8 protein-coding genes and 1 tRNA gene are annotated in these 14,186 nt (G+C 57.7%); all 9 read right to left on the reverse strand.

Annotation, left to right across the window (positions count from 1 at the left end; genetic code table 11):
• Positions 1–128: 128 nt before the first annotated feature.
• The 9 genes from G4C92_RS00815 to G4C92_RS00855 all read right to left on the reverse strand — a co-directional run bounded on the left by G4C92_RS00815 (position 129) and on the right by G4C92_RS00855 (position 14,156).
• On the reverse strand, positions 129–1,520 hold the full coding sequence (locus G4C92_RS00815) for a deoxyguanosinetriphosphate triphosphohydrolase (protein WP_330654743.1): 1,392 nt from the start codon (positions 1,518–1,520) through the stop codon (positions 129–131).
• Between the two features lie 22 nt (positions 1,521–1,542).
• Positions 1,543–3,036 (reverse strand): threonine synthase, encoded by a 1,494-nt coding sequence (thrC, locus tag G4C92_RS00820; RefSeq protein WP_274940743.1) that lies wholly within the window; start codon positions 3,034–3,036, stop codon positions 1,543–1,545.
• A gap of 28 nt (positions 3,037–3,064) precedes the next feature.
• Positions 3,065–4,720: a 2-isopropylmalate synthase gene (locus tag G4C92_RS00825; protein WP_274940744.1), complete on the reverse strand. Its 1,656-nt coding sequence runs from the start codon at positions 4,718–4,720 to the stop codon at positions 3,065–3,067.
• Positions 4,721–4,744: 24 nt separating this feature from the next.
• Positions 4,745–6,163 carry a sugar transferase gene (locus G4C92_RS00830; RefSeq protein ID WP_274940745.1) on the reverse strand — a complete coding sequence of 473 codons (1,419 nt, stop codon included), beginning with the start codon at positions 6,161–6,163 and terminating at the stop codon, positions 4,745–4,747.
• A 428-nt stretch (positions 6,164–6,591) separates the two neighbouring features.
• Positions 6,592–6,663 (reverse strand) — tRNA-Glu (locus tag G4C92_RS00835).
• Positions 6,664–6,820: 157 nt separating this feature from the next.
• Positions 6,821–8,509, reverse strand: coding sequence for a polysaccharide deacetylase family protein (locus tag G4C92_RS00840; protein ID WP_274940746.1), 1,689 nt, complete (start codon positions 8,507–8,509; stop codon positions 6,821–6,823).
• Positions 8,510–8,875: 366 nt separating this feature from the next.
• Positions 8,876–9,814, reverse strand: coding sequence for a class II fructose-1,6-bisphosphate aldolase (fba, locus tag G4C92_RS00845; protein ID WP_274940747.1), 939 nt, complete (start codon positions 9,812–9,814; stop codon positions 8,876–8,878).
• Positions 9,815–9,946: 132 nt separating this feature from the next.
• A complete protein-coding gene (locus G4C92_RS00850) occupies positions 9,947–11,506 on the reverse strand; it encodes a phosphohexomutase domain-containing protein (RefSeq protein ID WP_274940748.1) in 1,560 nt (519 codons plus the stop codon).
• Between the two features lie 94 nt (positions 11,507–11,600).
• Positions 11,601–14,156, reverse strand: a complete 2,556-nt coding sequence (locus G4C92_RS00855; RefSeq protein WP_274940749.1) for a beta-mannosidase — start codon at positions 14,154–14,156, stop codon at positions 11,601–11,603.
• Positions 14,157–14,186 lie beyond the last annotated feature (30 nt).

The following is a 14,186-nucleotide window of genomic DNA, read 5'->3' on the forward strand; positions in this document are numbered from 1 at the left end:
CTGTCTTCCTCCGTTCACGTGAGGCCTGACATCAAGACGGACGATGTAGGAAGCCCCGGATTTCATTTGCAGGTTCAGCATAATAGCAGGGGATCGCACATTCCAGGTCTGGTACAGATTATAAACGATTACAGGAATCCGGTCAATTCGGTGTACAGATCTTTTGCGTAGGAATCCGTCATGCCGCAGACCGTATCCGCCGCCATCTGGATTCTGGCGTAGAGCACCTCCGCGTCGTCCGCGTCCGCCGACGCTCTTCTGCAGACACGTGCGTAGTTCTCCGGTATCAGCGAGAGATACTTCTCCTCCATGAGGCCCGGCCTGTCCTCATCGAAGACGAGTGCGGCCGGAACGAGATGATCCAGAAGAAACGTGAGAATCCGGTTGGCGGCGATCTCGGTCTTATAGATCGACATCGACGTGAACGCGTAGTCATAGGCAACAGACTTAAGCGCCGCAAGGAGCGTGCCGGCGGGTTTCGCCGAGAGAAGCTCTTTTCCGAAGCGTCCCTCCATCAGCGCGTCATAGTGGGCGATGAAACTGTTCGCCGCTGCGGTCACCAGCCCGTCCTGCATCTCCCTGAGCCAGCTCCGGATCGCGGCCTCCTCCGGTCTCACCGCACCCGAAAGACGGGCCAGATCAAAGAGATCGGAAAGCCTTGCCCGCCACAGTGCCGGCACGCCCCGTTCCCTCAGCTCATGCGTAAAGGTCGGAAAATCAAAAAAGCCTTTCCGGAATGCATCCTCGATGTCCGCTGTGGCGTAGGCGATGTCATCCGCCGCTTCGAGAATAAAGGCCAGAGGATTGCGTTTTCCTCCGGCTCCCGTCTCCGCCTCAACCGCCTCGAACAGCTCCTTCTCGGAATAAAAATAGCCGAACTTCCTCCGGGCTGCGCATCCGGAAGCCGGATCCGCCTCGACGGAGGACACCGGATACTTGATCACAGCGCCCAGCAGACCGAAGGTCAGGTTCAGCCCGTCCTGATGCACCGGATAATCCAGCTTTGATACCAGTCTCAGTCCCTGCGCGTTCCCTTCGAAGCCGCAGAAATCGCTTTTCATCTGGGGTGTCATCAGGTCGGCTGCCGGCTTTCCGCGAAAACGAAGGGCCGGCAGATTGCTGCGGAACCACTCCCGGATCGAATCCTCTCCGAAATGGCCGAAAGGCGGGTTCCCGATATCGTGAACCAGTCCCGCGCATTCCAGCACGAGACTCAGATCCGCCTTCATCCCGGCGTCAAATGACGGATCCAGCCGGTCGCGCAGAATCGCCGATCCGATGTTTGCGCCCAGTGACCGGCCGATGGAGGCGGCTTCCAGCGAATGTGTCAGCCGCGTGCGGATAAAATCGCTCTTATCCAGCGGAAAAACCTGAGTTTTATCCTGGAGGCGCCGGAAGGAAGCGCTCACGATGATCCGGTGATAGTCTTTTTCAAACTCCGTCCTCAGATCCTGTCCCGTCCGTCCGGACGGTGTCCGGCCCGGCCTTTTTTCAGATAACAGTTCCCTCCAGTTCATCATTCCGCTCTCCCCGAGATATGACTCAGCCGCGGACGCCGAGAATCCGCTCCACTTCCGCGGGCATGTCCTTCACATCGCAGACCGTTCTGTGACGGACCGGTGCGGTACGGATATCCGTGATCGCTGCAGGTTCCTTCACGCCGGAAAGCTCCGACAGAAGGTCGATCAGAGCAAAATCATCCAGTCCATTCGCCTTTTCCGGCGCGATGGCTCCGACCACACTGCCTGCAAACTTGAACGGACTGGCCGTTGAAGCGATCACCGTCGGCGTCTCATCTCCGGTCTCCTCCCGATAGCACCGGTACACCGCGTTGGCGATGCCGGTATGGGTGTCGATCACATAGCCGGTCTTCTCGTAAAGAGCGCGGATCCCCGCGAAATTCTCTTCCTCCGTGGCGAATCCGCCGCGGAAATCGGTCAGCTTCGCCCGCATATCGTCGGTGATGCTGTAGTCTCCGTCTCTGGCCAGCCGCTCCATGAAGCCGCGGCAGCGGTCCGGATCGTCGCCGGAGATGTGGTAAATCAGCCGCTCCAGATTGCTGGAGATCAGGATGTCCATGGAAGGAGACGAGGTCAGGATGAACTCCCTGCGGCGGTCATACTCGCCGGTAGCGAAGAAATCTGCCAGCACCCTGTTCGTGTTGGAGGCGCAGATCAGGCGGTTCACCGGGAGACCCATCCTTTTGGCGTAATACGCGGCCAGAATATTTCCGAAATTGCCGGTCGGCACCGTGATGTTGATCTTCTCCCCTTCATGTATGTTTCCGGAGGAGAGCAGCTGGCAGTAGGCGTAGACATAGTAGACAATCTGCGGCACCAGCCGTCCGATGTTGATGGAATTCGCGGAGGAGAAACGGAAGCCGGCCCTGCCGATCCGTTCTTCCATCTCCCGGTCATTGAACATCCGCTTCACAGCGCTCTGGGCATCGTCGAAGTTGCCGTTGATCGCGATGACATGCGTGTTGGATCCGCGCTGCGTCACCATCTGCTTCTCCTGGATATGCGATACGCCGTCCTTCGGATAGAACACAATGATCTCCGTGCCCGGCACGTCCGCGAACCCTGCCATCGCCGCCTTGCCCGTGTCGCCGGACGTCGCCGTCAGAATCACGATCTTCTTATCCTCACCGTTTTTCCTGGCGGCCGTCGTCATCAGATACGGAAGAATCGAAAGCGCCATATCCTTGAACGCGATCGTTGACCCGTGGTACAGCTCCAGATACCAGGCTCCATCCTTCTCCGTAAGCGGCGCGATCAGCGGCGTATCGAACTTGCTGTCATAGGCCCCTCGGATGCAGGCGCGCAGTTCATCCTCCGTGAAGTCCGTGAGGAACCGGCTCATCACCCGGCAGGCAATCTCCTGATAGGAAAGAGACGCCAGCTCTGACAGGGATCCGGGCAGCGAAGGAATCTCCGTCGGAACAAAAAGGCCTCCGTCTTCGCTCAGGCCCTGCAGGATCGCCTCCGACGCTGTGACATACGTATTGCTTCTCGTGCTTCTGTATCTGATGTCCATCTGTGTCCGCTCCTTTATTCCATATGGATCATTTATTATTGACTGCCGTTACCAGCGCGTCAATGGAAGCCCGGATGATATCCGGATCCAGTCCCGCGCCCCAGGTCATCGTGCCGTCTGGCCAGCTGAGGCCCACATACGCGATCGCCCGGGAAGAGGAACTCTTCTCCAATGCATGCTCCGTGTAGACATCGAGAGCGTAGTCCAGATGATACGCCTCCTTCAGCGCGTTGCTGACCGCGTCGAGACGGCCGTTTCCTGTCGCCATCGTGACCACCGGCTCCTCGTCGTTGATCGAAGATGTGACATGCGCCGTGATGCCGTCCTTCTGCTCGAAATGCACCTCGTTCACATGGATCGGCGCCGTCAGGCCCTCAAACTCATCCTTGAAGATCTCGAAGATCTCTTCCGGCGTCAGCTCCTCATGCTTCCTGTCTGAGACCGCCTTGCAGGCGTAGCCCATGGCCTCCTTCATCTTCTTCGGCAGCATCAGGCCGAAGCGGTTTTCGAGAATGTAGCCCACGCCGCCCTTTCCGGACTGGCTGTTGATCCGGATGACATCCGCGTCGTAGTTGCGGCCCACATCGGTCGGATCGATCGGAAGGTACGGAACCGTCCAGTGATCCGGATCACGCTCCTCGCGCCATTTCATACCCTTCGCGATCGCGTCCTGATGCGATCCGGAGAACGCCGCGAAGACCAGCTGTCCGGCGTACGGGGACCGCTCATAGACGTTCATGCCGGTGCACTGCTCATAGGTTTCGGTGATCTTCGGCATATTGCCAAGATCAAGCTTCGGGTCGACGCCCTGGGAGTACAGATTCATCGCCAGCGTGATGATGTCGACGTTTCCGGTGCGCTCGCCGTTGCCGAACAGCGTCCCCTCCACACGATCCGCGCCGGCAAGAAGGCCCATCTCGGTGTCCGCCACGCCGCAGCCGCGGTCATTGTGCGGATGAAGCGAAAGGACCACGCTGTCCCGGTACGAAAGATGCCGGTTCATGTATTCCACCTGCTGGGCGAACACATGGGGCATTGACAGCTCCACCGTCACCGGCAGATTGATGATCGCTTTCCGCTCCGGCGTCGGCTTCCATACATCAAGCACCGCGTTGCAGACCTCCAGCGCGTAGGACGGTTCTGTTCCGGTGAAGCTCTCCGGGCTGTACTCAAAACGAAGATCCTGATCCGATTCCGCCGCCAGCTCGGCGAGCAGCGCTGCACCGTCAACCGCGATCTTCTGGATATCCGCCTTGGATTTTCTGAACACCTGCTGGCGCTGTGCCACAGACGTGGAGTTATACACATGCACGATCGCGTGCGGCGCGCCCTTGATCGCCTCGAACGTCCGGCGGATGATGTGCTCCCTTGCCTGCGTCAGCACCTGAATCGTCACATCATCCGGAATCAGATTCCGTTCGATCAGCGTCCGGCAGAGAACATACTCCGTCTCCGAAGCGGCGGGAAATCCGATCTCGATTTCCTTGAAGCCAAGCTGGATCAGAAGCTGATAGAAGGCGAGTTTCTGCTCGAGGCTCATCGGAACCACAAGCGACTGATTACCGTCTCTCAGATCCACGCTGCACCAGATCGGTGCCTCATCGATATGGTCCTTCTTCACCCAGTCGAAGCAGGGTTCCGGCGGAAGCACATACTGTCTCTGATACTTTCTGTAGTCAAACATGTTCCATCTACTTCCTTTCCAGTTTTATTTTGCGCCGCGGTGACTGAACAGTACGCCTACGGTCTGAAGCAGAATCTTCAGATCCAGCGTCAATGACCAGTTGTCTATATATTCCAGATCCAGTCTCACCACTTCATCGAAGTCCGTGATGTCCGATCGACCGCTCACCTGCCACATGCCCGTAAGTCCCGGCGTCATGCTGATCCGCCGGCGGTAATGCTCATTGTACTGCTCGAATTCCTTTTCAGTCGGAGGCCTTGTTCCGACCAGCGACATATCACCCTTCAGAACATTCAGGAACTGGGGAAACTCATCAAGAGATGTCTTTCTGAGGAATGCCCCCACCTTCGTGACGCGCGGGTCGTCCTCCATCTTGAACATAAGCCCGTTCATCTCGTTCTGCTTCAGCAGGTCCTTCTTGCGTGCCTCCGCGTCCTGATACATCGAGCGGAATTTGTAAATCCGGAACCGCCGCCCGTTCTTTCCCACTCTCGTCTGGGAAAAGAAAACCGGACCCGGAGAATCCAGTTTGATCGCCGGCGCGATGAACAGCGTCAGAATGCCGGTGACCGCAAGCCCGACGATGCCTCCGAGAATATCGAAAAAGCGTTTCACGAGCAGTTTCTTCTGACTGACCAGCGTCTTCTGGTAGGTGATGACGGAATAGGTTCCGTAGCTTCCCACATGGCTGGCCGCCGCCCCGATATTCGGCAGCTCCAGATTGTAATGACAGGTAACGCCCATCTCCTCGAATCCGAGAATCATCTGTCTGAGCTTCCGCTGGGAAATATCCGGCGTGTTGATGAAAACTTCGTCGAACGGTGTCTGAACCAGCACCTCGGTGAGGTCCCTGATCCCCGGCAGAACTGGGACGCCTTTTACCGTCTCTTCACTCCCCCCGGCGGGCTCATCGACCGCATAGGCCGCCGCCACGACCTGCGTGCTGACTCCCATTGTCCGACGGATCCGGTCGATCGTCTCCTCCATCAGCTCAGGCTCCGCGATAACCAGAATCTTGCTGACGGTCTTCTCTCCCTGCAGAAAGACCCGCAGGACTTTCTTCACGAGCACATGCGACACAAACATCAGCGCGAGGTTAATCAGCAGAAATCGTCCGACCAGCAGCCGGGATACCAGAAAGTATGTATGGGTCAGGAAAACGTAAACGCCGAGCACGACCAGCATCGTCGCATTATATTTGAGAACGGCTGAGAATTCCTTCAGCGTGCCCCGGACAAGATAATCGTGGTTCCAGTCGAGAAAGAAGTTGTAGGCGAAACAGAACAGAATAAAAAGAATGATCAGCTGATTGGCCGCAAAATTGCGGAAGCGGAAATCCGTCCCGTACCGGATCGCTTTTGAGATCCTGTAGGAGACAATGATGCACACCAGGTCGAGCAGCCAGATGCCGTAGGTCTGTATCATTCTGTACTTCGAATTCACGGATCGGATTTCCTCCAGTATGATTTTCAGCAGCTTTTGTTTTTTGCATGTACAAACAGCTGAACGTTTTTGACTGACAGTTCCTCTCTGATTGCGTAAGGCTGTGTATGAATTGTGTTCTGACGAAGAGTACGGAATCAGTGTGACCATCTTACCGCAACTTGTCGGGAAATGCAAAGGCTATATATGAGGCATGCCTGCTCCGCAGGCACTCATCGCGGCTGTCGCCGCATACATTAATGCCCCTCGCGGAAACTGCGAGCCACGCATTCGTGCCTGCTCCGCAGGCACGAATCGCGGCTGTCGCCGCATACGTTTGAACGGAAGCGCCTGCCCTTGTGCAAGCACAGGCAGGCGCTTCCGCCCAAACGTGCGTGGCTCGTAGCTTACGCGCAAAAAAAGACTCAGCTTCCGCTGAGTCTTAAACATAGCCGGTAAGGGAATCGAACCCTTGATTCCGCCGTGAGAGGGCGGCGTCTTAGCCGCTTGACCAACCGGCCGTGTTTTATCCTACCAGACAGGCCGTCCGGTTGCAAGCCTAAATTCGCTGCTTGATGCATTTATTTTCATACATCATGATCTTCCCATCATTTCAAGTGCTGCGTGTACAGCAGACCGGAGGCGGAACCGCATCCGTCCCCGGCCTGTCTCCCGCACTCACTCGCTCGTGATCGGCGTGATCCGGTTGGGATTGAAGAAAGAGGCCACATCCTTGATGCCGAGTATATCATAGGATCTGGCGTACGTCTCATGAGAGCTTCCGTCCACGGTCATCGCCTGATACATCGTGAATCCGTCCAGCGCCACGCGGCCTGTCCGCATATAGGTATCGCCGAACTCGGTCCAGCCCGCGTGACCGTCCACATTACAGAAGATCACATAGCCCTGATCCTTGAAATACTGATACTTCGGATTGTCCGCCGTGTAGCCGCCGGCTCCCCCGATATCGCCTCCGAAAGCGAAAATGATCTTGTCCGTCTTCCCGACAATGTTGCTGACGCAGGTCATCCAGCGTTCGTTGTCCGCCTTCAGCTGCTCCGCCGTCTTGTTTGAGGCGTTCCAGTGCGCGTAGGTGTGACTGGCGAAAGTCCAGCCGTTCGCCTTCATCGTCTCCGCGATCTTCTTCGCTTCCGCCACATCCTGATCCCAGTTGAAATCCGGATGACTGGAAAGCCAGTCCCTCTGGTCCTTGTCCAGATGCGGATTATTGATATCCTTATAATAATCGTTGGTACGGTACCCGAAGACGCCGTCATAGCCCGTCAGCGCCACAGTCGCCTTGTGCCCGTGATAGGAAAAGTCAGGGTGTTTCTTCACGAATGTGTCAAGACGGGGAACCATATCGTAATCTCCCACATGTGTCTCTCCGTTCTCATCCGTATACTCGCACTTGACCTCTCCGTTTTCATCAAGCACCATCTTCGTGGCGTAGCCCTGCGTTCCTTCTCCGTAGGAATGATAGTAGCTGAGATCATCCTCGGACATCACCAGTGCCTTCTTACCCTGAGGAAGCAGGAGATTCGTGTTCTTCGAGACGGCTGTGCTGCCGTCCGCCTGCTTCGTCTTGACACAGAGATCATCGAGAGAAACCAGCACATATCCGGCATTGTACATATCCTCGATCATATGATCGAACTCGTCTGCTGTCGCCATCGCCGTGTCGTTCTTCCAGGCACGGTCCTTTCCGACGACGTCCGCCCTGAGTCCCCGGTCATCGTTCAGAAGCGAATGAAAGAAGACATGCGGCACCGTCGTCACATCCACCGCGACGCAGGCCGCCTTCTCATCCGTATACTTCTTAACCGCCGCGCTCAGATCGCTGTCAGACTCGTATCCGCTGATGGATTCAAGCGCCGCGATGGCCCGGTCGTAATCGTACTGCACGGCGAATGCCTGCGCGGACTGAAGGGCTTCCTCCTTCGTCGCCGGTGTATCAGTGGCATTTGAAACATCAGCCGCACCGGAGACCGAGGTCTGCGTCACGTCCGTGCTCTCCTGTCCCGCGGACGGGGAAGCGGGATTTCCGGAAGCGGACGCGTTCACCGCTTCGGCAGCGGAGGAGACGGTCACGGCGGCCGTTCCGTCTCCTCCGCCCGGCGCCAGAGAGCGGATTGCGGAAAGCACGGATTCCGCGCTCAGACTGCCCGGTCTGATCCGCCCGTTTCTCGTGACGGAGCTCATGATCAGCAGCGCCACCGCGACGGCCGCGACGATCAGCGCGAAGAGAACGGTCTTCAGCACGCGTCCACGCTTCTTTCTGCGTATCCGATCCTCTCTCTGTCTGCGGATCGCCTCCCGTTCGCGTCTCAATTTTTCATCCTGTCTGTTTTCTTCTGAATTCGTCATGACATGAGGTCTCCTTATCCGACGATCCGCCGGACAGAACCGGCAGACACTTCTCAGCGCATCTTAGCACGAACAAAGCCGGATTTGCAGAATATGCCTCTTTCTTAAGATAAGTTTATATATGCTGTCCTGCTGATGCCATATTAACAAAAAAAGTCTGACAGCGTTCTATTCGTCTCAATCCGTGTGAAAAAGGCAGGAACCGGCGTGAATGACCTGCATTCGAGACAAAAAAAGCGCCGTTCGGGACGCCCTTCGATCTGCCGTTCAGATCCGGTCTTACGGTTTTGAATGACAATATATCAGAAAAAAGAATCGTGCCTGCAAGGCAGGCACGATTCGCATCGTCATGATCAGACCTCTGTATCACATCTTGTTTGCGCTGCCGAGCACATCGATGATCTTGTGCTTGACAATGTCATGGACATTCTGACGGGAAACCTTCAGGTATCCGCGCGGATCGAACATATCCGGATGCTCGTCGAAGGTCTGGCGGATGCCGGCCGTGAAACCGAGACGGAGGTCAGAGTCAACGTTGATCTTGCAGACGGCGCTGCGCGCTGCCTGACGGAGCTGATCCTCCGGCACGCCGATGGCGTCCTTCAGCTGTCCGCCGTGAGCGTTGATGATCTTCACATACTCCTGCGGAACGGAGGAAGCGCCGTGAAGCACGATCGGGAAGCCCGGAATCTTCTTGACGATCTCATCAAGAATATCGAAACGGAGCTGCGGCTTCGTGCCCGGTTTGAACTTATACGCGCCGTGAGAAGTGCCGATCGCGATCGCAAGAGAATCGACGCCGGTGCGGCTCACGAACTCCTCGACCTCTTCGGGACGGGTGTAAGCGGAATCCTTTGCATCCACTTTCACATCATCCTCGATACCGGCCAGAGCGCCGAGCTCAGCCTCGACAACGACGCCGTGAGCATGAGCATATTCCACGACCTTCTTGGTGATCTCGATATTTTCGTCAAACGGCTTGCTCGACGCATCGATCATAACAGAAGTGAAGCCGTTGTCGACGCAGGACTTGCAGGTCTCGAAATCCGGGCCGTGATCCAGATGCATGACGATATCGATGTCCGGGCACTCAATGACAGCGGCCTCGACCAGCTTCTTCAGATAGGACGGATTCGCATACTTCCGCGCGCCCGCGCTCGCCTGAAGGATCACCGGGCTGTGGCACTCCTCGGCTGCCTCTGTGATGCCCTGAACGATCTCCATGTTGTTGACATTGAACGCACCAATCGCATAGCCGCCGCTATAGGCCTTCTTAAACATCTCTTTCGTTGTAACTAAAGCCATTGGATCTATCCTCCTTATGGATTATCATGTCCCGTGACGGGAACATTCACTAAGCACAGTTTATAACGAATCCACCTTTTCCGTCAATATGAATAGATTCATTTCAGCGGGCGCCTCCGGAACGGACAGTCCTCAGAACGCGCGGTCCGGAGTAAGATTCTTCCGGGCAGAGAAGAACGGGGCGATGCGTCCGAGGATCACGCCGACGCCTCCCTTTCTCTCCGCCTCGATATTGAGCGGGAGCACGGGGTCGTGAAGTGACATCCTGAGCAGCAGCCAGCCGCGGACCTCCTCGTCGCTGAACGAGATCCGGATTCCCTCATAGTTCGGCTCCACGATATGGAACCGATCATCCTTCTCCGCGAACGCGCGGAATGCCTTCAGCGTCTCCTCTCCCACGGCCCGGAAATCCGGATCACTGATATGGAAACGGATCTCCTCCGACTCGGCCGGCTGGCCGAGATCGGCGATCAGCGACTCAATGTTCCTGCCTTCCCTGCGGAGCTTCGCCATCTCGCAGATAATCTTCACCGAGATGTAGGCCCCGTCATCCGAGAAAAAGTTCTCCCGGAACGCGCCGTGTCCGGATGTCTCGATCGCCAGTTCGCAGTCCGTGCCGGACGCGTTGAGCTCAATTCCCTTGTCGATCACGTTCTTGTAGCCGCGGCGGTAACGGAAATGCTTAAGTCCCAGCCTGTCCTCAAGAAATGCGTGCAGTTCATCCGATGTGACGGAATCGGTCACGATCGTGGAACCGGGATGGCTCTCGGACACGATCACTGCCAGCAGCGCAATCAGCCGGTTCCGGTTCACCTCTGTCCCGTCCGCAAAAACCACCGCGCCCCGGTCCCCGTCGCAGTCAAAGATCACGCCGAGGTCCGCTCCCGCGTCCAGCGTCGCCTTCCGGGCCGCGTTCATCGCGTCCGGGTTTTCCGGATTCGGGATGTGGTTCGGGAACGTGCCGTCCGGCTCGAGAAAAACGCTGCCCGATGTGTCCGCTCCCAGCGGAGCCAGAATCCGCGAGGCGAAGAATCCGGCCGCGCCGTTCCCCGCGTCAACCACAATATGAAGCCCGGTGAGCGGATGCGCTTCATCTTCCGCCTTCACTTCGTTCCGGATCAGCTCTTTCATCTTCTCCGAGTAGACGGAAACCATATCAAAATCCAATGGCGCGTTTTCGCCTCGCGGAAGCGCTTCGCAGGAAATGAAATCCTCTTCGTCCGGACGGCCGTACTGCCCGGCGAGCACGGCCGCCTCCGTGAGCACGGACGCAAGCTCCTTCTTCTCCAGTCCTCCGTCCCTTGTGAAAAACTTCAATCCGTTCCGATTGAAAGGAAGATGGCTCGCCGTGATCATCACCGCGCCGTCGAATCCGCTGTCCGGAAGCACCGTGGACTGGAACATCGCGGGCGTTGAGATCAGTCCGCAGTCGTACACGGAGGAAAACGATAGGCCGCGGAAGCACGCCTCTTTCAGAGGCCCGGCTGTAATCCGGCTGTCGTGGCCGACTCCAATCCTCAGCGCTCCGGCCGGCTTCCCTGTGCGCTCCGCGAGAAACTTTCCGAAGGCCGCGCAGATGAAGGTCACCAGCCCCGGCGTCAGCGTCTTCGTCTCCGTATCCGTCGCAATCGCCGCGCCCCGGACGTCATTGCCGTTCTGAAGGCGCAGGAAATACTCTTCTGTCTGTGTCATATCATTCTCCCTCCATCATATCACTTCTGACCCATTCCGGCATACAGGCTGCTTTCGCGCCTGAAGAAATCTCCGGCCGGTCAGGTTTGCCTGCTCAGCGTTTTTCCCCGCTCTTTCCGAAGACGCTCCTCACCCTGTACGGGCCGGCCGGCGCGGCGCCGATGATCTCGACCGTGCGGCTCCCCTTTTCCATGTCGAAAAAATTGTCACTGAGCATAAGGTTCCCGTCCTCCGATTCGATACAGACGCCTTTGGCAAATGCATCCGCCTGCACCGTGATCCGGTTTCCTTCCACCGTGAGCGTAAGATGCGGGTCTCGGAAGCGGTAATGCTTCGGCGCGACAAAGAGAGCCGAGCCGAAGGACGAGGCGGTTCCGCTCTCATATGAGTACCACAGATGCATATCCCGCTCATCTGCGGCGCCGGTGAAGTCCATCTTCTCAAGCCACATGCCGGAGTACGGCGGAACCTCCGCTTCCTCCACGCCTTCACGGATCACAGAGGAATCCGCCCGGCGAAGCTGCCAGCGCACCGTCCCGCGCTCCGTGCGCGCTGTCTCATTGGCGAGATGCAGCGCAGCGGAATACTCCACCGGAACCGGAAGCGAGGAGACGACCGGTTTCCGGTCGATCCGACCGTGTTCCTCGCAGGTGAGAGAAACCGGCGCGAAAAAGCGCTTCTCCCCGTAGTGCAGCGCCTTCCAGCGGCCGAAATAATCGATCGACGACCAGGAGGCAACCGGCCAGATATCGTTCAGCTGCCAGACCACGGTCCCCATGCACATCCCCCGGAAGCGCCGGAAATGCTCGACTCCGTAGCGGATGGCATCCAACTGAAGCATCTGGGAGAGGTAGAGCACATCATCGAAGTCCACCGGATAACGGTAGGTCGCGGAAAGGTATGTCATGATCTTTCCGTTGGCATCTGCATTTCTCTGATGCGATTCCATCACTTCCGAGAAGACGTTCCGATCCTCCTCTTTCGTAAAGCTCTTCACCGTCGCGAGGCAGGGGAAGGACTGGAAACCGAACTCGCTCAGGAAGCGGAAATGATGCTGCCTGTATGCCGTGAACGGTTCACAGCCGTGCCAGACGCCCCAGTAATGCGCGTCCCCGACATTCTCCGCGCCCGGATCGTCGAAGCTTCCTCCCGAACAGGGCGAAGACGGCCAGTACGGCCGGTCCGGATCCTCAGCCTTCAGAATCTTCGGCAGGATGTACTCGAAAATGGTCAGATAGTCCCGGATCTGCTTCTTCGTGGCATGCCAGATATTGTCCGGTACGATCTGGCTCTCGATTTCGTTGTTCCCGCACCAGAGCCCGAGACTGGCGTGATGACGGATTCGGCGGATCACATCGGTGAATTCCGCCCGAAGTGTGGCCTCGAAAGATTCCGTCAGCTCATAGACCGCACAGGCGAACATGAAGTCCTGCCATACCAGAAGGCCGAGCTCATCGCAGATGTCGAAGAAGAAATCATCCGGATAATAGCCGCCGCCCCAGACCCGGATACAGTTGTGATGGGCCCGGACGGCGCTTGTCAGAAGCGCACGGGTCCGTTCGGGCGTCACGCGGGAGAGCACGCTGTCCTCCGGGATGTAGTCCGCTCCCATCGCGAAGATCGGGAGACCGTTGACTACGAAACGGAACTGCCGTCCCTCCCTGCGGTCCGCAGCCGCCTGCGGTCCGAGATGCGGATCACGGATTTCAGACGGAATGATGTGTGTGTCCAGTTCCACCGTTCTCAGTCCGATCCTCCGTACCGTCTCATCCAGCACCTGTCCGTCCGTGCGATCCGTCAGACGGATCTTCACACGGTAAAGCGGCTGGCTGCCGTACCCGCTCGGCCACCAGAGAACCGGATCACTGATCCGGCACGTTTCGCCGCAGCCGGTCCAGCGGGTGTATTCGCCCGAGCCGGGTCCTGTTTCCACGCAGTACTCCGCCCGCGCATCCTCCCGTACCGGATCGGAGGCGGCCGTGACGGTCAGATCAACCGCCGTCACCTGATTTCCCGTCACGCCGCATCCGGCGATGATGTGCCGCTGCCGGATGCGGATATCGTCCGAAAGTCTCGCCTTCCGCACGCCGATCAGACGGACCGGCCGGTACAGACCCGCATCGGGCAGCCTCGGACCCCAGTCCCACCCGAACATGCAGTGTGCCTTCCGGAGCCGCGGAAAGCCGGGCACCGCGTCCGTTGAGCCGCCGACCTGATTTTTTTCGTCCGCTTCGGCCAGTATCCTTAAAGGCGAGCTGAGACGGACCGTCAGTTCGTTTTCAGCTTTTATGCATTCCGTCACGTCAAACTCATAGCACCGGTGCATGTTCTCCGTGTGCCCCAGTCTGACTCCGTTCAGATCAAGATCCGCGACCGTGTCAATCCCCTCAAAGCGGAGAATCACGCGCTCCGCCGAACGCATCGCCTCATCCGCCGTAAAACGGTCCGAATACACAAAGTCATTTTCCATCAGCCGGAGCGCGTCAAGCTCGTTGAGTCCGTTGAACGGATCCGGCATGAGCCCCGCGTCCAGCAGGCAGGAATAGACGCTGCCCGGCACGGAAGCCGGAATCGGCTCCGGCGGAATCCGGTAGATATTCGCATCCGGGATGGTCAGCGTCCATCCCGAGTCAAGTGTCTGCATCCTCATCTGTCTTGTCTCCTTTTCCGGCGCCTCTCC

The organism is Chordicoccus furentiruminis, from assembly GCF_019355395.1.
Lineage (GTDB): Bacteria > Bacillota > Clostridia > Lachnospirales > Lachnospiraceae > Chordicoccus > Chordicoccus furentiruminis.